Here is a 25,854-nt window from a genome sequence, read left to right as displayed (position 1 = left end):
CGGCGTGGAACGTGATGGTCATTGGCTGGCTGTGTCGGGCATGCTGTTGGGTGTCTGAGGGAATGATTTTCCTCGGTTGCCGGTCCCAGTGTACTTGGGCTCCTTGTGGGGGTTCGGGGTGATGGGTGGCTGGTCGTTGTTTGAGAACTGCACAGTGGACGCGAGCATCTGTGGCCAAGTTTTTAAGGGCGCACGGTGGATGCCTTGGCACCAGGAACCGATGAAGGACGTGGGAGGCCGCGATAGTCCCCGGGGAGTCGTCAACCAGGCTTTGATCCGGGGGTTTCCGAATGGGGAAACCCGGCAGTCGTCATGGGCTGTCACCCGCTGCTGAACACATAGGCAGTGTGGAGGGAACGAGGGGAAGTGAAACATCTCAGTACCCTCAGGAAGAGAAAACAACCGTGATTCCGGGAGTAGTGGCGAGCGAAACTGGATGAGGCTAAACCGTATGCGTGTGAGACCCGGCAGGGGTTGCGTATACGGGGTTGTGGGAGTGAGCTTCAGTCGTCTGCCGGCGGCTGGGTGAGTCAGAAACCGTTGCGGTAGGCGAAGGGCATGCGAAAGGCCCGGCGTAGAGGGTAAGACCCCCGTAGCTGAAATCGTGACGGCTTGCTTGTTCATTTCCCAAGTAGCACGGGGCCCGAGAAATCCCGTGTGAATCTGGCGGGACCACCCGCTAAGCCTAAATATTCCCTGGTGACCGATAGCGGATAGTACCGTGAGGGAATGGTGAAAAGTACCCCGGGAGGGGAGTGAAATAGTACCTGAAACCGTGTGCCTACAAGCCGTGGGAGCGTCGGAAGCACTTTGGTGTTTCTCGTGACTGCGTGCCTTTTGAAGAATGAGCCTGCGAGTTTGCGGTGTGTTGCGAGGTTAACCCGTGTGGGGAAGCCGTAGCGAAAGCGAGTCCGAATAGGGCGGTGGAGTAGCACGCTCAAGACCCGAAGCGGAGTGATCTAGCCATGGGCAGGTTGAAGCGGAGGTAAGACTTCGTGGAGGACCGAACCCACCAGGGTTGAAAACCTGGGGGATGACCTGTGGTTAGGGGTGAAAGGCCAATCAAACTCCGTGATAGCTGGTTCTCCCCGAAATGCATTTAGGTGCAGCGTCGTGTGTTTCTTGCCGGAGGTAGAGCACTGGATAGGCGATGGGCCCTACCGGGTTACTGACCTTAGCCAAACTCCGAATGCCGGTAAGTGAGAGCGCGGCAGTGAGACTGTGGGGGATAAGCTCCATGGTCGAGAGGGAAACAGCCCAGAGCATCGACTAAGGCCCCTAAGCGTACGCTAAGTGGGAAAGGATGTGGAGTCGCAGAGACAACCAGGAGGTTGGCTTAGAAGCAGCCACCCTTGAAAGAGTGCGTAATAGCTCACTGGTCTAGTGATTCCGCGCCGACAATGTAGCGGGGCTCAAGCGTACCGCCGAAGTCGTGTCATTGCAGTATGTACTCCTAACGGAGGCTGTGATGGGTAGGGGAGCGTCGTCTGCCGGGTGAAGCGGCACTGGAAGGTAGTCGTGGACGGTTGACGAGTGAGAATGCAGGCATGAGTAGCGATACAAACGTGAGAAACGTTTGCGCCGATTGACTAAGGGTTCCTGGGTCAAGCTGATCTGCCCAGGGTAAGTCGGGACCTAAGGCGAGGCCGACAGGCGTAGTCGATGGATAACCGGTTGATATTCCGGTACCCGCTGTGAAGCGAAAAACATTGAATCCAGTGATGCTAAGCCCGTGAAACCGCCCGTTGTCGGCTTTGCCGTCAGGGGGAGTGGTGGAGCCGGTGATCCGAGCTGGTAGTAGGTGAGTGATGGGGTGACGCAGGAAGGTAGTCCATCCCGGGCGGTGGTTGTCCCGGGGTAAGGGTGTAGGCCGTGAGGTAGGTAAATCCGCCTTGCATGTGGTTGAGACCTGATGCCGAGCCGATTGTGGCGAAGTGGATGATCCTATGCTGTCGAGAAAAGCCTCTAGCGAGTTTTATGGCGGCCCGTACCCTAAACCGACTCAGGTGGTCAGGTAGAGAATACCGAGGCGTTCGGGTGAACTATGGTTAAGGAACTCGGCAAAATGCCCCCGTAACTTCGGGAGAAGGGGGGCCATTTCTGGTGAGGGGATTTACTTCCTGAGCTGGGGGTGGCCGCAGAGACCAGCGAGAAGCGACTGTTTACTAAAAACACAGGTCCGTGCGAAGCCGTAAGGCGATGTATACGGACTGACGCCTGCCCGGTGCTGGAACGTTAAGGGGACCGGTTAGCTCACTTTCGGGTGGGCGAAGCTGAGAACTTAAGCGCCAGTAAACGGCGGTGGTAACTATAACCATCCTAAGGTAGCGAAATTCCTTGTCGGGTAAGTTCCGACCTGCACGAATGGCGTAACGACTTCTCGACTGTCTCAACCATAGGCCCGGTGAAATTGCACTACGAGTAAAGATGCTCGTTTCGCGCAGCAGGACGGAAAGACCCCGGGACCTTTACTACAGTTTGATATTGGTGTTCGGTTCGGCTTGTGTAGGATAGCTGGGAGACTTTGAAGCGGGCACGCCAGTGTTTGTGGAGTCGTCGTTGAAATACCAGTCTGGTCGTGCTGGATGTCTAACCTGGGTCCGTGATCCGGATCAGGGACAGTGTCTGATGGGTAGTTTAACTGGGGCGGTTGCCTCCTAAAGAGTAACGGAGGCGCCCAAAGGTTCCCTCAGCCTGGTTGGCAATCAGGTGTTGAGTGTAAGTGCACAAGGGAGCTTGACTGTGAGACCGACGGGTCGAGCAGGGACGAAAGTCGGGACTAGTGATCCGGCGGTGGCTTGTGGAAGCGCCGTCGCTCAACGGATAAAAGGTACCCCGGGGATAACAGGCTGATCTTCCCCAAGAGTCCATATCGACGGGATGGTTTGGCACCTCGATGTCGGCTCGTCGCATCCTGGGGCTGGAGTCGGTCCCAAGGGTTGGGCTGTTCGCCCATTAAAGCGGTACGCGAGCTGGGTTTAGAACGTCGTGAGACAGTTCGGTCCCTATCCGCTGTGCGCGTAGGAGTCTTGAGAAGGGCTGTCCCTAGTACGAGAGGACCGGGACGGACGAACCTCTGGTGTGCCAGTTGTTCTGCCAAGGGCATGGCTGGTTGGCTACGTTCGGGAGGGATAACCGCTGAAAGCATCTAAGCGGGAAGCCTGCTTCGAGATGAGGACTCCCACCCACTTGATGGGGTAAGGCTCCCAGTAGACGACTGGGTTGATAGGCCAGATATGGAAGCCGGGTAACCGGTGGAGTTGACTGGTACTAATAGGCCGAGGGCTTGTCCATTGATGCTCGCGTCCACTGTGTTGGTTCTGAAACCACGAACAGCCTTCGGTTGTTGATTGTTTCATAGTGTTTCGGTGGTCATAGCGTGAGGGAAACGCCCGGTTACATTTCGAACCCGGAAGCTAAGCCTCACAGCGCCGATGGTACTGCAGGGGGGACCCTGTGGGAGAGTAGGACACCGCCGAACAGTTTTTGAGAAAACCCCCGCACCCTTCCGGTGCGGGGGTTTTCTGCGTTTGGAAGACGCCGCGGGCCCCGAAGGGGCGGCGGAACACCACAGCTCGGTACGTTCAAAGGCGGCCCGCCGCCTTGAGTGCCAGATAGGCGTCCGCCAGGGTCGGCGCCAGCACCTCCGGGGTCGCGTCCACCACCGTCACTCCATGACGACGGAGCTGTTCCGCGGTGCGCCGTCGCTCGCTCTGATCCTGGGCCGCCGCTGCGGCCTCGTACACCGCTCCCGCGTCGCCCCGGGCCTTCGCCATCCGCGCGACGTGCGGATCCGCCACTGAGGCGACGAGGACGGTATGGCGCTGAGTGAGTCGCGGCAAGACGGGGAGCAGACCCTGTTCCACCGGCGCAGGGTCGAGTGCTGTCAGCAGCACGATCAGAGAGCTGCGCGGTGCAGTACGGAGGACTGCCGCGGTCAGACCACGGGCGTCGGTTTCGACGAGCGCCGGCTCCAGCGGGGCCATTGCGTTGACCACGGACGGCAGAACGTCACGTGCGGACCGGCCCTGGACCAGTGCACGCACCCGGCGGTCGTAGGCCAGCAGATCCACACGATCACCGGCGCGGGAGGCGAGTGCTGCCAGGAGCAGGGCGGCGTCCATGGAGGCGTCCAGCCGCGGGGCGTCGCCCACCCGGCCGGCCGAGGTGCGGCCGGTGTCCAAGACCAGGAGGATGTGGCGGTCGCGTTCAGGGCGCCAGGTCCGCACGGCGACGGCGGACTGCCGGGCGGTGGCCCGCCAGTCGATGGAGCGGGTGTCGTCGCCGGGGACGTACTCGCGCAGGCTGTCGAACTCCGTTCCCTCACCGCGGGTCAGCAAGCTTGTACGGCCGTCGAGTTCGCGCAATCGGGTGAGTTTCGACGGGAGATGCTTGCGGCTGGTGAAGGGGGGCAGGACTCGTACTGTCCAGGGCACCTTGTGGGAGCCCTGGCGGGAGAAGAGCCGGAGAGGACCGTAGGAGCGGATCGTCACGCGGTCGGCGTGGTGGTCGCCGCGCCGGGTGGGACGGAGTCGAGTCGTCACACGTCGGCGTTCACCCGGGGGCACGGACAGACCGTGGCGGGAGGCCTCCGTCTCGGTGGCGGGCTGCCAGCTGCTGGGCGGCCACGCGTCCCGAAGATGTGCTCGCAGGAGGCGGCGGGAGGGATTGGTGACGGTGAGGGTGACGTCGGCGGTTTCGCCGAGGCGGGCGGAGGCGTCGCCGGAACGGGTCAGCAGGAGACGTCGTACGGGCGCGGCGAGCGCGTAGTCGCAGGCGCAGGCCAGGGCCAGAGGGCCGTTGACCGCGAGGATGCCCGTCCAGCCTGGTTCCAGGATGCCGACGGGAATCGAGCCGAGGGCCGCGAGGAGGGCGGCGCGTCCGGTGAGCGCCATCAGCGGGGAACCGGGACGTGGGCGAGGACGGCGTTGATGACGGAGTCGGCCGTCACGCCCTCCATCTCGGCCTCAGGGCGCAACTGCACACGGTGGCGCAAGGTGGGGAGCGCCAGTGCCTTCACATCGTCGGGGATCACATAATCGCGGCCCGTCAGCCACGCCCAGGCTCGTGAGGTGGCGAGGAGGGCGGTGGCTCCGCGCGGGGAGACACCCAGGGCGAGCGAGGGCGACTCGCGGGTGGCGCGGCAGATGTCCACAACATAGCCGGTGATCTCGGGAGACACGGTCGTCTTGGCGACCACGGCGCGGGCCGCTTCGAGGTCGGCGGGACCAGCGACGGGGCGAATCCCCGCGGCGCGCAGATCGCGCGGGCTGAATCCCGAGGCATGGCGGTTGAGAACGTCGATCTCCTCCTGCCGAGAGGGCAGCGGGATCGTCAGCTTGAGGAGGAACCGGTCCAACTGCGCCTCGGGGAGCGGGTAGGTGCCCTCGTACTCGACCGGGTTCTGGGTCGCGGCGACCAGGAAAGGCTCGGGGAGCCGGCGCGGAGTGCCGTCGACCGTGACCTGGCGTTCCTCCATGGCCTCCAGGAGGGATGACTGGGTCTTGGGCGGGGTCCGGTTGATCTCGTCCGCGAGCAGGAGGTTGGTGAAGACCGGACCCGGCTGGAAGGAGAATGCAGCGGTGCGGGTGTCGTAGACGAGGGAGCCCGTGACGTCACTCGGCATCAGGTCGGGCGTGAACTGGACCCGCTTGGTGTCGAGTTCGAGGGCGGACGCGAGTGCGCGGACGAGCAACGTCTTGGCGACGCCGGGAACTCCTTCAAGGAGGACGTGTCCACGGCAAAGGAGGGCGACGACGAGACCGGTCACGGCGGGGTCCTGGCCGACCACGGCTTTGGCGATCTCGGAGCGCAGGGCTTCCAGAGAGGCACGGGCGGTGTCCGCGTCCCCAGTTCGACCGGCGTTGTCAGTGGTCGGGTCCATCATGAACGGCGTACCTCTCTTTCGAGGGCGTCGAGTTGGTCGGTCAATGCGATGAGGGCCGCGTCGTCGCCGGGCGGCGGTCCGAAGAGCAGGGAGTGCAGGGCCGTCCCGCCACCGGAGAGGTGCGCGGACAGCGCGGGTAGCAGGGCCTCGGGACTGTGTGCCCGGGTGACGGGGATCCCGACCAAGGGGGCGAGGCGGGTGCGGGTGCTGGAGCGAAGAGCGGCGGCCGCCCGGTCGCGGGCATTGGCCTTGCGGTAGAGGCGGGCGCGGCCTTCGGTGGTCTCGGAGGCGCGGATCGCGACGGGAAGTCTCTCGGTCACGAGGGGACCGAAGCGCCGTGCCCGCCAGAAGGCCGCGAGGGCCGCTGCGATGAACAACTGCAGGGTGCCCCAGAGCCAACCCGAGGGAAGCAGGTCGAGGAAGTCCTTCCGATCGCCCGTATCGGTGGCGGCGGAGTCGGAGAGTGAGGGGAGGTACCACACGAGATGGGGGCGGGAGCCGAGGAGCTGGAGGGCGAGCGAGGCGTTGCCCTGCTTGTCGAGACGGTCGTTGTAGAGGATGTCGGGCGCGCCGAGGACGACGGTGTCGCCGCCTCCGGACGCCGCCGGGATGCGCACCAGGGTGGCGAGGCGCTCGCTGGGGTAGCAGGAGTCGGCGTCGAGGTGGGTGGTGGTGTAGCGGATGCCGCCGGTGTCGGCGGTGCCCGCACGGCGGGCCTCGGGCAGGGTGCAGCCGGGAGCGAGTGTGGAGTGGACGCTGTCGGCGGGGTCCGCGATCACGCCGGGGGCGAGCTGCTCGACGGACGGGCTGCCTGCCGCGACGAGGACCGTGCGCCCCCCAGAGGTCTCGGTCGCCTCGTGCAACCGGGTCTGCTGGCCGCTGGTCAGGAGATCCGGGACGGCGACGAGGAGAGTGGTGTCGGGGCCGGTTGCTGCGCGGGCGGCGCCGAGCGTGGTGACCACGCGGGTGGACACACCGCGGTCGGCCAGAAGCTGGGCGACGGCTCGGCTGCCGTAGGGGTCGGCGGAACGCGGGTCCAGTGTTCCGTGCCGCGTGGTGGAGCGTACGGCCGCCATGGCGATGGCCGCGGCCAGGATCAGTACGGCGGCGAGGACGAAACCCCGGGCACGGGTCCACAGCCGGCGGGCCGTGGGCGCGGTGGAAGTGCTCGGTCGCGCGGAGGCTTCGGTGCTCACTCGGCGGCCCCCCGGTGGGTGCTGGGGGCCGAGCCGGCCGTCTCGCCCACGACGACGGGCCTGGTGCGTTCGAGGTCGCGGTCCAACTCGGCGACGCGCCGGTACGGCTCCTCACTCATGCTGCGGCCGCCGTATGTGACGTCGTCGAACTCTGCGGCGGCTGCACGCAGCCGGTCCGTGTGCGCGGGCAGGGCGCGGCCGGCCTCGGCGGCGGCCTCGTCCGCCGTGCGGCCGGGGCGGGCGTCGAGCAGGGCCCGTTCCTCCAGGGAGCGGACGATGGCTCGCATACGTTCCTGGACGGCCTGGTTCCAGTGCCCCTGCGCCGCGTGCGCCTCGCTGGCCGAGCGGTGCTCGGCGGCGCTGCGGGGGCGGTCGTCGAACAGGACGGCCGAGGAGGCGGGTTGGCGTCTCGGGACGCCCAGGCGCCACCAGAGGGCCGTCAGTACGGCGACGACGGCCAGGACGACGACGAGCAAGCCGACCGTGCCGCCGGGTGTCGCCGAGCTGGCGGTGCTGAACAGCTTGTCGAGCCAGTGCCAGAACGCGTTCAGGGTGCGCTCGAACAGACCGGGGTCGTTCTCGTGGTACATCCGTTTGGCCAGCTCGTGCCGGGCCGCATCCTGCGCGGGATCACGCGGAATGGTGACGGGCGGCAGGTTTCCCGAGCCGTCCGCCGCTGGGACGGCGTTGCCCGCCGCGCGCAACAGGCCTCTGACAGCCGTGCCGACGGTGCCCGGTTGGGCCGCCGTGAGTATTCCCCCCGTGACGCTCACCGCATCAGCTCCCCGGGATGGTACCGGCGGCGCTGCCGGCCCCCTGCGCGCCGGCGGCCCGGGCCAGTTCGAGGTCGAGGGCCTCGCGGCGGATCCGTTGGTCGATGTAGAGGAGCACCGTGACGCCTGCACTGATCGGGAGGGTGAGCGTGGTGCCGACCACCGAGCCGATCCCGCGGATGATCAGAAACGTCCAGCTGAGGTGCCCACCGCTGGCGCCGAGCAGGTTGCCGATGCTGTCGCCGCTCACGGCTGCCCCGATGAAGGTGAACGGGATGCCAACCAGCGATGCGACGATGTTCGTGATGAGCCCGGTGAGCAGCATGATGCCGAAGATCCGCCACCAGGAGCCGCGCACCAGCTTGGCGGAGCGGCTCAGGGCCTTCAGGATCGACTGCCGTTCCAGTATCAGGACGGGCGTGGCCAGGTAGAAGCGGATCATCAGCCAGCCCGCGACGATCAGGGCGGCGACGATACCCAGGGCCAGTAGTGCCGCCCCGGCTCCGTTGCCGCTCCCGGCGAACATGATGATGAGCCCCGGCAGCGCCCCGACGAACACCACACCGCCGACGATCAGAGCAAGCAGGACGAGCATGCCGAACAGCTTGGGGATCTGCGGGCGGGCTTCGCGCCAGGCCTCGACGGCGGTGATCGGTCTGCCGAGGACGGCCCGGCTGGTGATGGTCGTCAGCAGAGCGGTTGCGACGATGACGGCGACCATGGAGATCGCGGCGACTATGCCGGTGCCGATCATGGAGGCGCGCAGGGCGTGGAAGACTTCGTCCGGGGTGGCACTGCGGTCGTTGAACGTCGACGTGGTGACGGCGTCGTTCATGATCAGTCCCTGTACGAGGACCAGACTGGTGTCCACGACGAGGGCGACCGCAACCGAGACAGCGAGCACCGTGCGCCAGTAGGTGCGCATGGTGGAGACGGCACCGTCGAGGATTTCACCGACGCCCAGCGGGCGCAACGGGATCACACCGGGCTTGGCAGCGGGTGGCGGACCGCCCCACCCGCTGCCCCAGGCACCGTATCCGCCGGGGCCCGCGGGAGGGCCGCCGTAACCTCCGGGGCCCGGGCCGCCGGGCTGCTGGCCACCCCAGCCCGGTCCGGAAGGCGGCCGTGGCGGCGGAGCCTGGGGTGTGGGGGCACCGGTGGGCGCGGACCACTGACCAGGCGGGGGCTGCTCCTTCGACCACTTCACGCCTGGGCCCTGTGGGATCGGGCCCGGCTGCTGCGCCGGTTCTGTAGGGCCGGGGTGGTCGGCGGGGCCGGATGCACCGGGTTCCCGCCCCTCGGACGACGGGGCGGATCCGGGCGAGGCCCAGCCCGGAGTGTCTGTCATCGAAGCTCCTTCTCGGTGCCCGTGCGCGATCGCGGCGGCAGGTGGGCAGCCATCGTCCCATGGGGTGGTCACCAGGCGATCGGCCGCGGTACAGGCTGGGCTCCTTCAATTGTCCGCCGGATCCGGGGCAGACTGGCCGCATGGCTGATCAGCAGGCGCGAACCGGTGGGGACAAGCGTCCGAGGCGGATACCGGCGATCCGATGGGAGGAACCTCCCGAAGGCCCCGTACTGGTCCTTCTGGACCAGACACGGCTCCCGGCCGAAGAGGTTGAGTTGGTGTGCACGGACGCACCGGCACTGGTGGAGGCGATCCGTTCGCTCGCCGTGCGCGGGGCGCCGCTGCTCGGGATCGCGGGGGCATACGGCGTCGCGCTTGCCGCGGTGCGCGGCTTCGACGTGGCCGAGGCCGCGGGAGCGCTGGAAGGCGCCCGTCCCACCGCGGTCAACCTGTCCGTCGGTGTGCGCCGGGCCCAGGCTGCACACCGGGCGGTGCTGGCCCGCACCGGCGACCCGGCCGCAGCCGCCGCGGCTGCGCTGGCCGCGGCGCGGACGGTGCACGCCGACGACGCCGAGGCCAGTGCCCGGATGGCCGCCCACGGTCTGGCGCTGCTGGACGAACTGCTGCCTGGCGGCGGGCTTCGGATCCTCACCCACTGCAACAGCGGATCGCTGGTGTCGGGCGGGGAGGGCACGGCCTTCGCGGTGGCGCTCGCGGCACACCGCAAAGGCCGGCTGCAGCGGCTGTGGGTGGACGAAACACGTCCGTTGCTGCAGGGCGCTCGCCTGACGGCGTACGAAGCGGCCCGCAATGGCATGGCGTACACCCTGCTCACCGACAACGCGGCGGGTTCCCTGTTCGCAGCGGGTGAGGTGGACGCGGTGCTGATCGGGGCGGACCGGATCGCGGCTGACGGCTCGGTGGCGAACAAAGTCGGGAGCTATCCACTCGCCGTACTCGCCCGCTACCACCATGTGCCGTTCATCGCGGTGGCCCCGGTGACGACGGTCGATCCGGACACCCCCGACGGCGCGTCCATTGACATCGAGCAGCGCCCTGGCGCAGAAGTCACCGAGGCCACGCCACCTCAGGTGTCGACGCCGAGAGCGGGAGGCGGGATTCCTATGGCGCCTCTGGGAACTCAGGCGTATAATCCGGCGTTCGACGTGACGCCACCCGAGCTGGTGACGGCCATCGTCACCGAGAAAGGGGTCGTTTCGCCCGTGACGGCCGAGGCTCTGGTGCAACTCCGCACCAGGTCACCGCAGGTGACGAACGACTGATGGGAAGTCCCCTCGGGAACGGCCCCTCCAGCTGGGATGACGCCCGGAAGGCGAGATTGCGGCGCCCGGCGGTCCCGGCGACGGGGACCGGTGTCGTTCTCCGCGCTGCACGGGACCGTCGTCGTCGCGTCGCCGCGGAAGGCTCTGCCGAGCCGGCCGCACGGTCCCGTTGCGCCTACGCTGGGCAGCCGGCATCAGCCGTGGGCGGCGACGCCGACAGGCCGACGCAGACAGTAACGGCCGAGTGCGACTATCGTCACGGCCCAGTGACCCTGCTCACCTGCACCTTCACCACCGTTATGAGAATGGGATGATGTCGTTTATGAAGGGACGAGTCCTTGTCGTCGACGACGACACCGCACTGGCCGAGATGCTCGGCATCGTGTTGCGTGGTGAAGGTTTTGAGCCGTCTTTCGTAGCTGACGGCGACAAGGCGCTGGCCGCTTTCCGTGAGACCAAGCCCGACCTGGTGCTGCTCGATCTGATGCTGCCCGGCCGGGACGGTATCGAGGTGTGCCGTCTGGTCAGGGCGGAATCCGGGGTGCCGATCGTGATGCTCACCGCCAAGAGCGACACCGTCGATGTCGTGGTCGGCCTGGAGTCGGGCGCTGACGACTACATCGTCAAACCGTTCAAGCCGAAGGAACTGGTGGCCCGGATCCGGGCGCGGCTGCGGCGGTCCGAGGAGCCGGCGCCGGAGCAGCTGACCATCGGCGACCTGGTCATCGACGTGGCCGGGCACTCGGTGAAGCGGGACGGGCAGTCGATCGCGCTGACCCCGCTGGAGTTCGACCTGCTGGTGGCGCTCGCGCGCAAGCCGTGGCAGGTGTTCACCCGTGAGGTGCTGCTCGAACAGGTGTGGGGCTATCGCCACGCCGCTGACACGCGGCTCGTCAATGTGCATGTCCAGCGGTTGCGTTCCAAGGTCGAGAAGGATCCGGAGCGGCCGGAGATCGTGGTGACCGTACGTGGTGTCGGGTACAAGGCCGGACCGAGCTGACGTGTCCGGGGACAGTGCCGCTTCGGCTCCCGGCAGGTCCGGGGCCCGTCCGGGGCGGCCTGTCGGCCGGGCGTCGGCGGGTGCGCGCTTCAGCCGCCTCTTCGAGGGCGGGCTACTCCAGGGCGGAGTGCAGGGCAGCCCGGTCCTGCGGCTGTTCCTGCGCTGGGTGCGTCGACCACTGCTTCCGGTCATGCGGCTGTGGCGGCGCAACATCCAGCTCAAGGTCGTCGCCACGACCCTGCTGATGTCGCTGGGTGTCGTCCTGCTGCTCGGCTTCGTAGTGATCGGGCAGGTGCGCAACGGCCTGCTGGATGCGAAGGTGCGGGCTTCCCAGAGCCAGGCGACCGGTGGTTTCGCGGTGGCCAGGACGAAGGCCGACGAGGCGGCCGGCGGCGCCGGAAACGGCGGGGCCACCGCGGCGACGGGCACCGGTGACACCACCTCGACCGCGGACGGACGGCAGTCCCAGAACGTCATCCAATGGATGAGTGACCTCGTGGAGTCGCTGTCCAGCGGCGGCGCCGGCGCGTTCGACGTGGTGACGCTGCCCGTGGGCGACGACAGTGGTGGCGGACGCAGCCCCCGTGGCTCCGGCAACGTCGACCCGACGTCGAGCGTGCCCGCCGACCTTCGTGAGCGGGTCAACAGCGGCACCACGGCCGCGCAGAGCTACACGCGGATCGTCTACTACAACGGCAAGGAATCCCAGCCGGGGCTCGTCATCGGCAAGCAGGTGAACGACCCCAACGGGCACCCCTACGAGCTGTACTACCTCTTCCCGTTCACGCAGGAGGAGAAGTCCCTGAGCCTGGTCAAGGGCACCCTCGCGACCGCCGGGCTGTTCGTCGTGGTCCTGCTCGGCGCCATCGCCTGGCTGGTGGTGCGGCAGGTGGTGACGCCCGTGCGGATGGCGGCCGGCATCGCCGAGCGGCTGTCCGCCGGACGGCTCCAGGAGCGGATGAAGGTCACTGGCGAGGACGACATCGCGCGCCTCGGCGAGGCCTTCAACAAGATGGCGCAGAACCTCCAGCTCCAGATCCAGCAGCTGGAGGATCTGTCGCGAATGCAGCGCCGGTTCGTGTCGGACGTCTCGCACGAGCTGCGGACCCCGCTGACGACCGTCCGCATGGCGGCGGACGTCATCCACGAGGCGCGCGAGGACTTCGACCCGGTGACCGCTCGATCAGCTGAGCTGCTCGCCGACCAGCTGGACCGGTTCGAGTCGCTGCTCGGGGACCTGCTGGAGATAAGCCGCTTCGACGCGGGTGCAGCGGCGCTGGAGGCCGAGCCGATAGACCTCAGGGAGGTCGTGCGGCGTGTGGTCACCGGTGCAGAACCCCTCGCCGAGCGCAAGGGGACGCACATACGCGTGACCGGCGACCAGCAGCCGGTCGTCGCCGAGGCGGACGCCCGGCGTGTGGAACGGGTGCTGCGCAACCTCGTCGTCAACGCGGTCGAGCACGGCGAGGGCAAGGACGTCATCGTCAAGCTCGCCGCGGCGGGCGGCGCGGTCGCTGTCGCGGTACGCGACTACGGCGTCGGGCTCAAGCCGGGCGAGGCAACCCGTGTCTTCAGCCGCTTCTGGCGGGCGGACCCGGCGCGCGCGCGTACCACCGGAGGCACCGGGCTCGGGTTGTCGATCGCCCTGGAGGACGCGCGGCTGCATGGCGGCTGGCTGCAGGCCTGGGGCGAGCCGGGCGGCGGTTCGCAGTTCCGGCTGACACTGCCGAGGACCGCGGACGAGCCGCTGCGGGGCTCGCCGATACCGCTGGAGCCCAGGGACTCACGCCGGAACCAGGGCCTCGACGAGACCGGACGGCCCGGCGGAGCAGGGGAGAAGAAGGCCACCGTTCCGGTGCAGCAGGCCGCCGCGCAGAGGCCGTCCCTGCCGCCGCGCGCCCCCATCTCCCCGCGGCTGGCCTCCGTCACCCCCGCCGCCGACCCGACCGCCCTGCCCGGCAACGGCATCGGCGCGCGCGTGGTGCCGCGGCCCGCCGGTGGTGCGCTCCACCACGACCAGCCCGCCGAAGACCCGGTGCCCGGTACGGGCGCCGCCGGGCAGGAGAGTTCGACCGAGGATGCAACCGAGCCTGGGGAGGCATTTCGTGGGCGCTGACCGCAAGGGGGGCGCCCAGCGGCGGCCGGGGCGCGCGGTGGTGTACGCCGCCCTCGGAGCCGTCCTACTGGCCGGTTGCGCTTCGATGCCCGACAGCGGCGGCCTGCGGGACGTGGAGTCCACGCCGCGGCAGGAGACCGGGGTCCGGGTGTTCGCCATGCCGCCGGCTGAGAACGCCACCCCGGGCGAGATCATGCAGGGCTTTCTGGAGGCCCTGACCAGCGACGATCCGGAATACGACACCGCTCGCAAATACCTGACGGCCGACGCGGTGCGCACCTGGCGGCCGAAGCGGTCGACCACGGTCCTGGCGAACGGGCCGAGCATAGAGAGCACCTGCCAGCCGGGGGGCCGGGAGGAAACCAGCAGCGTCACCTGCCTTCTGGCGGGCAACAGGGTCGCCACGGTCGACGCGCAGCAGGCGTACCAGCCCGCCACCGGGTCCTACCGCGAGAAGCTCCATCTGACGAAGGACCCCAAGAACGGGCAGTGGCGCATCGATAGGCTGCCCGACGGGGTCGTCATGGGCAAGTCGGACTTCCAGCGGAACTACATGTCCGTCAACAAGTACTACTTCGCCTCCAACACGGCGGTCGGTCCGAACAGGCAGCCGGTGGCGGTGGCCGATCCGGTGTTCGTGCGCAGCAAGGTGGACCCGATGACCCAGGTGGTCCGCTCACTACTGAAGGGCCCCAGTACCTGGCTCGGCCCCGTCGTCAGGTCCAGCTTCCCCTCCGGTACCGCACTACAGAGGGACGTGTCGGGCCTGACACCGGACGACCAGAACCGGCTGACCGTGCCCCTGAACCTCAAGGCGTCCCAGGTCGCAGCTGCCAAATGCACCGAGATGGCGGCGCAGACCCTGTTCACCCTGCGGAACCTGGCGCCGACACTGGAGTCCGTCGAGTTGCGGGGGACCGGCGGTGTGCGGCTGTGCGACCTGACCGCCGAGCACGCCGAGTCCGCCGCCTGGCACGGGGCGTCCAAGCACCCCGAGTACCTGTACTTCCTCGACGGAAAGCGCAGGCTGGTGCGGATCCCGACCGGGAGCACCGGCACCAGCGCCTTTCCGGTGCCGGGTCCGCTGGGCGAGGGCCTGAGGGCGCTGCAGTCCGTGGCGGTGTCGCGGGATGAGCACACCGCGGCCGGGGTCGGCAACGACGGTGGTTCGTTGTACGTGACGTCGCTGGCGTCGGGCGGTTCGCTCGGGCCGGCACGGGTGAGCAGCAGCGGTCCGACACCCGCAGAACGCCTGACCACACCCAGCTGGGACGCCCGCGGTGACCTGTGGGTGGCCGATCGCGACCCGAAGCACCAGCGGCTGAAGGTCCTGGAACACGGTGTCACCGAGCCTGAGGACGTGGCCGTCCCGGACTTGCCCGGCCGCATCAAGCAAGCGCGGGTGGCGGCCGACGGGGTGCGGATCGCGTTGGTCGTGGAGAAGGACGGCAAGCAGTCTCTGCTGATCGGCCGGATCCAGCGTGACGACGGGACCGGGCAGGGCATCTCGGTGGTCGAACTGCGGTCGGCCGCCCCCGACCTGGAACAGGTCAGCGCCATCTCCTGGGCCGGGGACAGCAGGCTGCTCGTTGTCGGCCAGGAGCAAGGTGGCGTGCAGCAGCTTCGGTACGTCCAGGTCGACGGTTCCACGCTGGACGGTCCGGCTCCCGGGGCGCTCACCGGGGTCAAGGCGATCGCCGCGTCCGAGGACGAGCGGGTGCCGCTGGTGGCCTGCTCGGGGGACGGAATCGTACGGCTCCCGTCCGGGACGCAGTGGCAGAAGGTGGACAAGGACGGGACGGCACCGGTCTACCCGGGCTAATGCTGCAACAAGCAACGTTCGCCCCGTCGCGTAAACGTCGCCTGCCGCGGCCCTAGCGGCGGCTTGCAGGCCCTTCCCCCACACGGTGCCTCGGCCACTGGTTCGTACGGTGCGGGTGCCCGACCCGGCAGAGCTGTCCGTTTCTCCGCGCCTCGTCCTTCCTGGGCACTTGCCCACTCCCGCCCTCCCGCGCGGGGACGGAGGGGGGAGGGGAGAGCTCGGGGTTGTCCACAGGACGTTGTCCACAGGGGTGGTCAGTCGTCGTCGACGTTGGCACAGTGATGGCCATGCGGAGGTGGTGGCAGGACCTCACCGACCTGGTGCTACCAACCGACTGCGCGGGCTGCGGGGCACCTCGTACGGCCCTCTGTCCGTCGTGCCGGGTCACCCTGGAGGACGGCCCGCCGCAGCGGGTGCGACCGGTTCCGGAGCTGGCCGGGCTACCGGTGGTGTACGCGGTGGCTCCGTATGCGGAGGAAGTGCGGGCGCTCCTCCTCGCCCACAAGGAGCGGGGCGCGCTGACCCTCGCGGGAGCACTGGGTCCGGCTCTGGCAGGGGCTGTACGGGCCGGGCTCGGCCTGGGCATTTCCGGTGCCGGTCGTGGCAGCGGCGGACTGGTGGGATCGAGCAGGCGAGCGCCTGTCCTGCTCGTGCCGGTGCCCTCAGCCCGATGGGCCGTGCGGGCACGCGGACACGATCCGGTGCGGCGGATGGCGCTGGTGGCCGCCGGGGAGCTGCGGCGCACGGGTACGCCTGCCCGTGTGGCGGCCGTGTTGCGCCAGCGGCGGGCCGTAGCTGACCAAGCGCGGCTCGACGCGGCACACCGTCTGCGGAACCTCGCGGGCGCGCTGGAGGTGACGACGAGCGGTGGCAGGCTGCTCGACAGGGGCCGGATCGTGCTCGTCGACGACCTGATCACGACGGGTGCCACTCTCGCCGAGGCGGCGCGTGCTGTGCGGGCGGTGGCCGAATCGGGCTATGACAGCGGTGGGAGGAGGCATGAGAAGGGATGTGGAGTGAGACACGTCGTGTACGGGGCCGTACGTCGGGAAGGAAGGGGGGAACGGCGGATGGGAGCGCACCCGGAGAAGGAGAAATGGGTGCATCGTGCACCAGAAAAGGCGGCGGCGAACGCCGTCGGGCAGGCGCTCCTTGCCGCAGTGATCGCCGCTCCGCGGGATTCTTTCGAAAGAAACAGGAACTGACCACTGAGTTGCATCGTTGCAGCTAGCGAGAGGGGGAATTCACCTGAACGGAGGTACGTCGCGGTAGAGGGTGACGACATCCGTCCGGGCGAGATATGTTCGGTTGTGAGGAAAGGCGCAGGCCACACCTCTCGTATCCGAATGCTGTGCTGCGGGTTTTGCGCAATCACCCGCGGCGGTGGGATGGAGATCGCGCCCATGGGGGAGGAGGAGGTGGAAGTCACCGAGTCCGAGGTCCGGTCACACCGGACCTGGTGCAAAAGGGAGAGGCTCCGCCGACGTAGCGGAGCGATCCGGGAACGGAGTTCTGCGTGGACATCGTCGTCAAAGGCCGCAAGACCGAGGTGCCCGAGCGGTTCCGCAAGCACGTGGCCGAGAAGCTGAAGCTGGAGAAGATCCAGAAGCTCGATGGCAAGGTGATCAGCCTCGACGTCGAGGTGTCCAAGGAGCCCAACCCCCGACAGGCCGACCGTTGTGACCGAGTGGAGATCACGCTCCGCTCCCGCGGTCCGGTGATCCGGGCGGAGGCAGCGGCCAGCGATCCGTACGCGGCACTTGACCTGGCTGCGGAGAAGCTGGATGCCCGGCTGCGCAAGCAGCACGACAAGCGGTTCTCACGCCGTGGCGCACGACGGATCTCGGCGGCCGAGGTCCCCGACCACGTTCCGGGCGCTGCGACGCTCAACGGCAACGGCCTCCCCGTCCAGGAAGAGGCGGCGGACGGAGTGCCGACCAAGAAGATCGGCTCGCTGGAGGTCAAGGGAGACGGCCCCCTCGTTGTCCGCGAGAAGACCCACGTCACCTCCCCGATGAGTCTCGACCAGGCCCTCTACGAGATGGAGCTGGTCGGCCACGACTTCTACCTGTTCATCGACTCCGAGTCGAAGGAACCGAGCGTCGTCTACCGGCGGCATGCGTACGACTACGGTGTGATCCACCTCAGCACGGACCCGATGGTCGCTGAGGCGCGCCCCCCCGCGGCTGGTGGCACACCCGGCAGCTGACCCACCCGGCCCAAGCTGAGCCGGTGCCCCTGGAGCGCGTGTGCGCCCCCAGGGGCACCGGCGTGCGACCGCTTCGTGTCCCGCAGGTCACTTACGTGGCAGCTGGGCATGAAATCATGGTCGCACCGGCCCAACCAGTGGGCCGCTGCCTTGGGTTGGCGATGGTGGCACAGGACCACAGGCCACAGCCTTCAGGGGGAGGAACGATGGCGGACACCTTCGGACCGATGCGGGACGATGACACCGGCGGCGTCGGCGGTATGGGCCCGGGCGAGGGCTCTTCACGCCAGGAGCCGATCAGAGTCCTGGTCGTTGACGATCATGCCCTCTTCCGGCGGGGACTGGAGATCGTGCTCGCGGCCGAGGAGGACATCCAAGTCGTCGGCGAGGCGGGCGACGGCGCCGAGGCCGTCGGCAAGGCCGCCGATCTACTGCCCGACATCGTGTTGATGGACGTTCGCATGCCCAAGCGGGGCGGGATCGAGGCCTGCACCTCCATCAAGGAGGTCGCTCCCAGCGCGAAGATCATCATGCTGACCATCAGCGACGAGGAGGCCGACCTCTACGACGCGATCAAGGCGGGTGCGACCGGATACCTCCTCAAGGAGATTTCCACGGACGAGGTGGCCACCGCCATCCGGGCCGTGGCCGACGGACAGTCGCAGATCAGTCCCTCGATGGCGTCGAAACTCCTCACCGAATTCAAGTCGATGATCCAGCGCACCGACGAACGGCGCCTGGTGCCGGCGCCACGGCTGACCGACCGGGAGCTGGAAGTCCTCAAACTCGTCGCCACGGGGATGAACAACCGGGACATCGCCAAGGAACTGTTCATCTCCGAGAACACGGTGAAGAACCACGTCCGCAACATCCTGGAGAAGCTGCAGCTGCACTCCAGGATGGAGGCCGTGGTCTACGCGATGCGGGAGAAGATCCTGGAGATCCGGTAGCGAATCTCCGCCATCCGGGCGCCGGTCAGGCGAGGACGCGGGCGAGCTCCCTCGTCAGGGGCTCGCGGAGGCCGGGGGCATTGACCCGCTCCACACGCACGTCCGTGCAGTTCACCCAGCTCGCCGCTTCGATCAACGCCTGGGCCGCCGCCGGAACGGCCTTGGGGCCGTCCAGGGTGACCTGCTTGGCCACCAGGGTGCGACCCTCGCGGGCCGGGTCGACCCGGCCGACCAGCTGGCCACCGGCGAGCAGTGGCATCGCGAAGTAGCCGTGAACCCGCTTGGGCTTGGGAACGTAGGCCTCCAGGCGGTGGGTGAACCCGAAGATCCGCTCCGTGCGCGCCCGCTCCCAGATCAGCGAGTCGAACGGCGACAGCAGCGTGGTGCGATGCCGGCCGCGCAGGGGTGCAGCCAGGGCCGCCGGGTCAGCCCAGGCCGGCCTGCCCCAGCCCTCGACCTCGACCGGCACCAGGCCCGAGTCGGCGATCACCGCGTCGACCTGCTCGCCCTTGAGACGGTGGTAGTCGGCGATGTCCGCCCGCGTGCCGACGCCCAGGAACTCACCGGCCAGCCGTACCAGACGGCGCAGGCACTCGGCGTCGTCCAGCTGGTCGTGGAGCAGAACCTGTGGGATCGCGCGCTCGGCTAGGTCGTACACCCGCTTCCAGCCGCGGCGCTCGACGCACACCACCTCGCCGTACATCAGTGCGCGTTCCACCGCGACCTTGGTACCGGACCAGTCCCACCAATCGTTCGTCTTCTTCGCGCCGCCCAGCTCCGTGGCGGTCAGCGGGCCCTGAGCGCGCAACTGCTTGATGACCTGCTCGTAGGCGCCGTCCGGGAGTTCGTGGTTCCAGTGTGGGCGGCCCCGGTAGGCGCGGCGGCGGAAGGCGAAGTGCGGCCACTCCTCGACGGGGAGGATGCACGCGGCGTGCGACCAGTACTCGAAGGCGTGGGTGCCCTTCCAGTACGCGGCTTCGACGGTTCTGCGGCCGACCGCGCCAAGCCGGGCGTACGGCACCAGCTCGTGGGAGCGGGCGAGCACCGAAATCGTGTCGAGCTGGACCGCGCCGAGGTGGCGCAGCACCCCGCGGACACCCGCCCGTCGGTCGGGCGCACCAAGGAAACCCTGCGCCCGCAGGGCGATACGGCGGGCGTCGTCCGTGGTGAGCGTGGTGGTGGGGCGCGGCAGGGCAGTCATGCCCCGGACGATAGAGGGTGCCACTGACATTGAGGCTGATGCCCAGGTACCGGCGGTCCTGGCCCGGTGCCGACTGAGGGCCGCGGTGAGCCGAGTTCCGCCTCGGCCGTGGTCAGGAAGGGGCGGGTAGGTAAGGGGCCGTGGACGGAAGACCCAGGTCCGAGGGGAGCAGGGAGCCGACCCAGCAGTCCCGTCGTACCCCCTTGTTGCTCATCCCCGAGCGCAGGGTGCCCTCGATGGTGAAGCCGGCGCGTTCGGCCACCGCGCGGGAGGCGAGGTTGCCGACCTCGGCACGCCATTCGACCCGGTCGACGCCGGCCTTGGTGAAGACCCACCGGCACGCGGTGCGCGTGGCCTCCGTGATGTAGCCGTGGCCGCGGTGTTCCCTGGCCGCCCAGAACCCCACCTCGGCCGTGCCCGGGGCCTGCCTGGTGAGACCGAGCATGCCGGCCAGCTCGCCGCTGGTGAGGAAGACTCCGAAGGTGAACGCCGAATCCTGCGACCAGCCGTCGGGGACCAGTTGCTCGGTGAAGCTGCGGGAGTGTTCGGGCCGGTACGGTGAGGGGACGACGGTCCAGCGCTGGATGTCAGGGTCCTGGGCGGCCTCGTACACCGCATCGGTGTCGTCCGGGCCGACGGTGCGCAACACGAGACGGCCGGTGGTGAGCGTGACGGGTTCCATCGGCTGATTCTGTTCGGGCCGTCGCCGGGAGACCACCGGTTTTCCCGGGGTGTGACCGTCTGATCACATGTCGTGAGGTTCCCCGAACCGGTGCGGCACTATCCGTGTGTCCCGTCCGTTGTCCCGGATGAAGCAGCCGTCGGGTCGCCGGGCCTCCCGGCGCGGCCGGGTCCTCGCATACGATGGCGGTTGCTCAGTACGTCACAAGGAAAACCGACCGTCCCAGGCCCGACCGGCAAGGAGACCAGCCCCCGTGTCCGTCCTCTCGAAGATCATGCGTGCAGGCGAAGGCAAGATCCTGCGCAAGCTGCACCGCATCGCGGACCAGGTCAACTCCATCGAAGAGGACTTCCTGGACCTCTCCGACGCCGAGCTGCGGGCCCTCACCGACGAGTACAAGCAGCGGTACGCGGACGGTGAGTCCCTGGACGACCTGCTCCCCGAGGCGTTCGCCACCGTCCGTGAGGCCGCCAAGCGTGTCCTCGGTCAGCGTCACTACGACGTGCAGTTGATGGGTGGTGCCGCGCTCCACCTCGGCTATGTGGCCGAGATGAAGACGGGTGAGGGCAAGACCCTCGTCGGTACGCTGCCCGCGTACCTGAACGCCCTGTCCGGTGAGGGTGTCCACCTCATCACGGTCAACGACTACCTGGCCGAGCGCGACTCCGAGATGATGGGTCGCGTCCACAAGTTCCTGGGCCTGAACGTCGGCTGCATCCTGGCCAACATGACGCCGGCGCAGCGCCGCGAGCAGTACGGGTGCGACATCACCTACGGCACGAACAACGAGTTCGGTTTCGACTACCTGCGCGACAACATGGCGTGGTCGCAGGACGAGCTGGTCCAGCGCGGCCACAACTTCGCCATCGTCGACGAGGTCGACTCCATCCTCGTCGACGAGGCCCGTACGCCGCTGATCATCTCCGGCCCCGCCGACCAGGCCACCAAGTGGTACGGCGACTTCGCCAAGCTCGTCACCCGGCTCAAGAAGGGTGAGGCAGGCAACCCGCTCAAGGGCGTCGAGGAAACCGGCGACTACGACGTCGACGAGAAGAAGCGCACGGTCGCCATCCACGAAGCCGGTGTCAGCAAGGTCGAGGACTGGCTGGGCATCGACAACCTCTACGAGTCGGTGAACACCCCGCTCGTGGGCTATCTGAACAACGCCATCAAGGCCAAGGAGCTCTTCAAGCTCGACAAGGACTACGTCGTCATCGACGGCGAGGTCATGATCGTCGACGAGCACACCGGCCGTATCCTCGCCGGTCGCCGCTACAACGAGGGCATGCACCAGGCGATCGAGGCGAAGGAAGGGGTGGACATCAAGGACGAGAACCAGACGCTCGCCACGATCACCCTGCAGAACTTCTTCCGCCTCTACAACAAGCTCTCCGGCATGACCGGTACGGCGATGACCGAGGCCGCCGAGTTCCACCAGATCTACAAGCTCGGCGTGGTCCCGATCCCGACCAACCGGCCGATGGTCCGCAAGGACCAGGCCGACCTGATCTACCGCACCGAGGTAGCCAAGTTCGAGGCGGTCGTCGACGACATCGCCGAGAAGCACGAGAAGGGCCAGCCGATCCTCGTCGGCACCACGTCCGTCGAGAAGTCGGAGTACCTGTCGCAGCAGCTGAGCAAGCGCGGCATCCAGCACGAGGTGCTCAACGCCAAGCACCACGAGCGTGAGGCGTCGATCGTCGCCCAGGCCGGCCGCAAGGGCGCTGTGACCGTGGCCACCAACATGGCTGGCCGTGGTACCGACATCAAGCTCGGTGGCAACCCCGAGGACCTCGCCGAGGCGGAGCTGCGGCAGCGCGGCCTCGACCCCGAGGAGCACATCGAGGAATGGGCCGCGGCGCTGCCCGCCGCCCTGGAGAAGGCCGAGGAAGCGGTCAAGGCCGAGAAGGACGAGGTCGAGTCGAGCGGCGGTCTCTACGTGCTCGGCACCGAGCGGCACGAGTCGCGGCGCATCGACAACCAGCTGCGCGGTCGTTCCGGCCGTCAGGGTGACCCAGGTGAGTCCCGCTTCTACCTGTCGCTGGGTGACGACCTCATGCGTCTGTTCAAGGCGCAGATGGTCGAGCGCGTGATGTCCATGGCGAACGTGCCGGACGACGTGCCGATCGAGAACAAGATGGTCACCCGCGCGATCGCGTCCGCGCAGTCGCAGGTCGAGCAGCAGAACTTCGAGACCCGTAAGAACGTCCTGAAGTACGACGAGGTGCTCAACCGGCAGCGCGAGGTCATCTACGGCGAGCGCAGGCGCGTTCTGGAGGGCGAGGACCTGCACGAGCAGATCCAGCACTTCACGGACGACACGATCGACGCGTACGTCGCCGCGGAGACCGCCGAGGGCTTCCCCGAGGACTGGGACCTGGACCGGCTGTGGGGTGCCTTCAAACAGCTCTACCCGGTGAAGGTCACCGTCGAGGAACTGGAGGAGGCTGCCGGCGACCGGGCCGGGCTGACCGCCGAGTTCATCTCCGAGTCCATCAAGGACGACATCCAGGAGCAGTACAAGGCCCGCGAGGAGCAGCTCGGCTCCGAGATCATGCGTGAACTGGAGCGCCGGGTGGTGCTGTCGGTCCTGGACCGCAAGTGGCGCGAGCACCTCTACGAGATGGACTACCTCCAGGAGGGCATCGGCCTGCGCGCGATGGCGCAGAAGGACCCGCTGGTCGAGTACCAGCGTGAGGGCTTCGACATGTTCACCGCCATGATGGAGGGCATCAAGGAGGAGTCCGTCGGCTACCTGTTCAACCTGGAGGTCCAGGTCGAGCAGCAGGTCGAGGAGGTTCCGGTCGAGGAACCGCAGCCGGTGGGCGAGGGCGTGCAGGACACGGTGCCGGCGCAGGCGGGGGCCCGCCCCGAGATCCGTGCCAAGGGGCTGGACGCACCGCAGCGGCGCGAGCTGCACTTCTCCGCGCCGACGGTGGACGGCGAGGGTGGCGTCGTCGAGCGTGACCTGGACGACGACGAGCCGGTGCGGTCCGAGTCGGACGGGCTCACGCGCGCGGAGCGGCGCCGGCAGGCCAAGGGCGGGCGGCGTCGTAAGAAGTAGCGCGGTCCGGCGGTCCGCCGGCCGCCGAGCAGGAACGTGCGGGCCGGGTCTCCTTGTGGAGCCCGGCCCGTTCCGGTGGGTGCAGGTGTCCGCCGGGTCCTTCGTCAGCCGTCCACCGGGCCGCGCGGCCTCGTGCCGCCCGTTTCCACGGCTGTGCAGCGCCAGCGGAGGTCAGCGCCCTGCTCCAGCCGGAAGGCCAGGGCCCGCAGCCGGGTGCCCGCGGCGATGCGGGCGAAGGCCTCGATGGCACCGGCGCGCGGGATGAAGTAGCCGATGTCCTGGACGACGGGGCGGGCGCCGCGGGTGCGCAGGGGACCGAGCGCGGCGAGGCGGACCAGATCGTCGTAGGCGCGACCCGCGGTGTGGCGCAGCATCCAGTGGACGGGGCGCTGGCCGCTCAGCACGGCCAGCAGGCGGTCCGCGAAGAGATCCGTGGGCCTGGGCTGCTCCACGGCGGTCCAGGCCGCCTCAGGGCGGCCTGGACGTTCGGTGGTCGTCCGGGCCGCGTCCGGGCGGGCGGCAGCGGGTGTGGGCTGCCGGGTGGCGGTGCGGACGGAGGCGACCCGGGCCGGTGCGCGCGGCGGTGCGCCGCTGGGACGGCGGGTGTCGTGGCGGGTCGGCGGGCGGTGGCGCGGGCGTGACCGGGCGGTGCGGCTCATGACCTTGTTCATGGGAGACCCCGTTCGGCGGGCCCGGGTGGTACCGGGCGGCAACTCGCTGGCTGGGGATCTTGTACGGGCGCGAACGAGGAAGCCGCAAGGAAGGCGGGCAGGACACGCTGGCGCCGAGAACTTCACCTATCCGGGGGAAGGACGGCGGCGGGGGCCGCCCGGGGGAGCGGTCGCGCCGGGTGAGGCGCACGGCGTGGAGTAGACGCCTCCCCGGATGCGGTCAGGGGCCCGAAAGGGGACGGCGCACGTATCCTGAAGCCCTCCGGGAAGCAGGCCGGCAGGCCTTCCCGGGTGCCAATGGAGCCCCAGACCAGGAATGAGCGGCCGAGCATGCGCGTCTACGTCCCCCTGACCCTCCCCGGTCTCGCCGAGGCGCACGAGACGGGGGAGCTGGGGAGCGGCACCTTCACCGCGTACGCCGTCACGCCCGCGTTGCGCGAGTGGTACCTCTCCGACGACGTCGAGGAGCTGGAGTACGCGGCGCTCAGCCGGGCCGCCCTGGCCTCGCTGCGGCTGCTGGCCGCCGAGCCGGGTGCGGCGCGGCGGCGGGTCGTGGTCGCCGTGGACGTAACCGAGGACACCGCCACGGCCGGTCCGGATCGGGGGCTCGACCCGGTGGCGCTCGGCGAGGTGACCGTGACCGCGAGCGTGCCGCTCGTGAAGGCGGCCGCCGTGCACGTGGACGCCGACGACGCGGAGGCGGACGTGTCCGCGGCGGCGGACGCGCTCCGGGCGGCTGCCGGTGGGGACGACGATGCGCAGTACGTCGTGGACGGGGCGGACGACCACGAACTGCTCTGGTACGCCACGCAGGAGATCCCCCACCTGGTCGGGCGCGGCTGAGCAGGGCTGCTGCCCAGACCGGTGGTGACCGGCGCCGGTGGTGACCACCGCCGCCGGTGAATGTCGGTGGTGACGGGTACGGTCTTGGACATGGGGATGCAGGTAAGCGCGCACATCGTCTGGGACTGGAACGGGACCCTGTTCCACGACAATGACGCGATCATCGGGGCGACGAATGCGGCCTTCGCCGAGCTGGGGCTCGCGCCGATCACGCTGGAGCAGTACCGGTCGCTGTACTGCGTGCCGGTGCCGAAGTTCTACGAGCGGTTGCTCGGCCGGCTGCCGAGCGATGCCGAGTGGGAACTGATGGACGATGTCTTCCACCGGCACTACGCCGAGCACCGGGTGCGGTGCGGCCTGGCCGAGGGCGCGGCGGAGCTGCTCGAAGAGTGGCGCTCGGCAGGGCACAGCCAGTCGCTGCTGAGCATGTACGTGCACGAGGAACTCGTGCCGCTGGTGCGCGGCTTCGGCATAGAGGCGCACTTCGTACGGGTCGAGGGGCGTACGGGACCCTCCGGCGGGAGCAAGGCCGAACACATGGTCCGGCACCTGCGCGCACTGGCCGGATCGGCCGAGCCCGCGCGCACGGTGGTGATCGGGGACGCGGCCGACGACGCGGTCGCGGCACAGCACGCGGGGGTGCGGGCCGTGCTGTACACCGGGGGGTCGCACAGCCGGGCCAGCCTGGAGGAGGCCGGGGTACCGGTGGTGGACACGCTGGCCGACGCGGTGGCGCGCGCGCAGCGGATGGCGGCGTGAGTAGGGTCCCCGGGTGCGGTGCCGCCGCAGGCACGGGCGGCCCCGCCCGC

General features: G+C 68.5%; 18 protein-coding genes and 2 rRNA genes. 12 read left to right on the top strand and 8 right to left on the bottom strand.

Features of this window, described 5'->3' with window-relative positions; translation table 11 throughout:
- Nucleotides 1-172 precede the first annotated feature (172 nt).
- Nucleotides 173-3,294, top strand: a 23S ribosomal RNA gene (locus LK06_RS11810).
- A 70-nt stretch (nucleotides 3,295-3,364) separates the two neighbouring features.
- Nucleotides 3,365-3,481, top strand: a 5S ribosomal RNA gene (rrf, locus tag LK06_RS11805).
- A 103-nt stretch (nucleotides 3,482-3,584) separates the two neighbouring features.
- On the opposite strand, the gene LK06_RS11800 is transcribed toward rrf, so the two are convergent.
- The 5 genes from LK06_RS11800 to LK06_RS11780 are packed head-to-tail and all read right to left on the bottom strand — an operon-like array spanning nucleotide 3,585 to nucleotide 9,204.
- The gene (locus LK06_RS11800; RefSeq protein ID WP_043407468.1) at nucleotides 3,585-4,895 is read right to left on the bottom strand and encodes a DUF58 domain-containing protein; all 1,311 of its coding nucleotides are present in this window, start codon (nucleotides 4,893-4,895) and stop codon (nucleotides 3,585-3,587) included.
- Nucleotides 4,895-5,884 carry an AAA family ATPase gene (locus LK06_RS11795; protein ID WP_086083305.1) on the bottom strand — a complete coding sequence of 330 codons (990 nt, stop codon included), beginning with the start codon at nucleotides 5,882-5,884 and terminating at the stop codon, nucleotides 4,895-4,897. The genes LK06_RS11800 and LK06_RS11795 overlap by 1 nt, the downstream gene beginning before the upstream one ends.
- Nucleotides 5,884-7,083, bottom strand: coding sequence for a DUF4350 domain-containing protein (locus tag LK06_RS11790; protein WP_039647884.1), 1,200 nt, complete (start codon nucleotides 7,081-7,083; stop codon nucleotides 5,884-5,886). Before LK06_RS11790 ends, LK06_RS11795 begins: the two co-directional genes overlap by 1 nt.
- The gene (locus LK06_RS11785; protein ID WP_043433576.1) at nucleotides 7,080-7,856 is read right to left on the bottom strand and encodes a DUF4129 domain-containing protein; all 777 of its coding nucleotides are present in this window, start codon (nucleotides 7,854-7,856) and stop codon (nucleotides 7,080-7,082) included. Before LK06_RS11785 ends, LK06_RS11790 begins: the two co-directional genes overlap by 4 nt.
- Nucleotides 7,857-7,860: 4 nt before the next feature.
- The gene (locus LK06_RS11780) at nucleotides 7,861-9,204 is read right to left on the bottom strand and encodes a glycerophosphoryl diester phosphodiesterase membrane domain-containing protein (protein WP_039647889.1); all 1,344 of its coding nucleotides are present in this window, start codon (nucleotides 9,202-9,204) and stop codon (nucleotides 7,861-7,863) included.
- A gap of 140 nt (nucleotides 9,205-9,344) precedes the next feature.
- On the opposite strand from LK06_RS11780, the gene mtnA reads away from it, so the two are divergent.
- The 7 genes from mtnA to LK06_RS11745 all read left to right on the top strand — a co-directional run bounded on the left by mtnA (nucleotide 9,345) and on the right by LK06_RS11745 (nucleotide 18,584).
- Nucleotides 9,345-10,487: an S-methyl-5-thioribose-1-phosphate isomerase gene (mtnA, locus tag LK06_RS11775; protein ID WP_043433578.1), complete on the top strand. Its 1,143-nt coding sequence runs from the start codon at nucleotides 9,345-9,347 to the stop codon at nucleotides 10,485-10,487.
- A gap of 310 nt (nucleotides 10,488-10,797) precedes the next feature.
- Nucleotides 10,798-11,487, top strand: a complete 690-nt coding sequence (gene mtrA, locus LK06_RS11770) for a two-component system response regulator MtrA (RefSeq protein WP_199806248.1) — start codon at nucleotides 10,798-10,800, stop codon at nucleotides 11,485-11,487.
- 1 nt (nucleotide 11,488) lies between these two features.
- A complete protein-coding gene (gene mtrB / locus LK06_RS11765) occupies nucleotides 11,489-13,603 on the top strand; it encodes an MtrAB system histidine kinase MtrB (RefSeq protein ID WP_078858856.1) in 2,115 nt (704 codons plus the stop codon).
- Nucleotides 13,593-15,425 (top strand): LpqB family beta-propeller domain-containing protein, encoded by a 1,833-nt coding sequence (locus LK06_RS11760; RefSeq protein WP_174673852.1) that lies wholly within the window; start codon nucleotides 13,593-13,595, stop codon nucleotides 15,423-15,425. Before mtrB ends, LK06_RS11760 begins: the two co-directional genes overlap by 11 nt.
- Nucleotides 15,426-15,712: 287 nt before the next feature.
- Nucleotides 15,713-16,630 (top strand): ComF family protein, encoded by a 918-nt coding sequence (locus LK06_RS11755; RefSeq protein ID WP_039647895.1) that lies wholly within the window; start codon nucleotides 15,713-15,715, stop codon nucleotides 16,628-16,630.
- A 311-nt stretch (nucleotides 16,631-16,941) separates the two neighbouring features.
- Complete coding sequence (gene hpf / locus LK06_RS11750) at nucleotides 16,942-17,634, top strand: ribosome hibernation-promoting factor, HPF/YfiA family (RefSeq protein ID WP_039647897.1); 693 nt, start codon at nucleotides 16,942-16,944, stop codon at nucleotides 17,632-17,634.
- 206 nt (nucleotides 17,635-17,840) lie between these two features.
- The gene (locus LK06_RS11745; RefSeq protein WP_039647899.1) at nucleotides 17,841-18,584 is read left to right on the top strand and encodes a response regulator; all 744 of its coding nucleotides are present in this window, start codon (nucleotides 17,841-17,843) and stop codon (nucleotides 18,582-18,584) included.
- Between the two features lie 25 nt (nucleotides 18,585-18,609).
- On the opposite strand, the gene LK06_RS11740 is transcribed toward LK06_RS11745, so the two are convergent.
- Together LK06_RS11740 and LK06_RS11735 are read right to left on the bottom strand one after the other, a co-directional pair.
- A complete protein-coding gene (locus LK06_RS11740) occupies nucleotides 18,610-19,785 on the bottom strand; it encodes a winged helix-turn-helix domain-containing protein (RefSeq protein ID WP_039647901.1) in 1,176 nt (391 codons plus the stop codon).
- A 112-nt stretch (nucleotides 19,786-19,897) separates the two neighbouring features.
- Nucleotides 19,898-20,467 carry a GNAT family N-acetyltransferase gene (locus tag LK06_RS11735; protein WP_043433594.1) on the bottom strand — a complete coding sequence of 190 codons (570 nt, stop codon included), beginning with the start codon at nucleotides 20,465-20,467 and terminating at the stop codon, nucleotides 19,898-19,900.
- 253 nt (nucleotides 20,468-20,720) lie between these two features.
- On the opposite strand from LK06_RS11735, the gene secA reads away from it, so the two are divergent.
- Nucleotides 20,721-23,531 carry a preprotein translocase subunit SecA gene (gene secA / locus LK06_RS11730; protein WP_043433579.1) on the top strand — a complete coding sequence of 937 codons (2,811 nt, stop codon included), beginning with the start codon at nucleotides 20,721-20,723 and terminating at the stop codon, nucleotides 23,529-23,531.
- 104 nt (nucleotides 23,532-23,635) lie between these two features.
- Here the strand turns inward: secA and LK06_RS11725 are convergent, their stop codons facing one another.
- On the bottom strand, nucleotides 23,636-24,202 hold the full coding sequence (locus tag LK06_RS11725) for an Rv3235 family protein (RefSeq protein WP_039647905.1): 567 nt from the start codon (nucleotides 24,200-24,202) through the stop codon (nucleotides 23,636-23,638).
- A gap of 330 nt (nucleotides 24,203-24,532) precedes the next feature.
- On the opposite strand from LK06_RS11725, the gene LK06_RS11720 reads away from it, so the two are divergent.
- Both LK06_RS11720 and LK06_RS11715 read left to right on the top strand, forming a co-directional pair.
- Nucleotides 24,533-25,045 carry a DUF6912 family protein gene (locus tag LK06_RS11720; protein WP_039647907.1) on the top strand — a complete coding sequence of 171 codons (513 nt, stop codon included), beginning with the start codon at nucleotides 24,533-24,535 and terminating at the stop codon, nucleotides 25,043-25,045.
- Between the two features lie 90 nt (nucleotides 25,046-25,135).
- Complete coding sequence (locus LK06_RS11715; RefSeq protein WP_039647957.1) at nucleotides 25,136-25,804, top strand: HAD family hydrolase; 669 nt, start codon at nucleotides 25,136-25,138, stop codon at nucleotides 25,802-25,804.
- Nucleotides 25,805-25,854: the final 50 nt, after the last annotated feature.

Origin of the sequence: Streptomyces pluripotens (assembly GCF_000802245.2) — a bacterium.
In the GTDB taxonomy this organism is placed as follows: domain Bacteria; phylum Actinomycetota; class Actinomycetes; order Streptomycetales; family Streptomycetaceae; genus Streptomyces; species Streptomyces pluripotens.
Note: the sequence above shows the minus strand (reverse complement) of the source record. Positions and strands in the feature narration are given on the sequence as shown.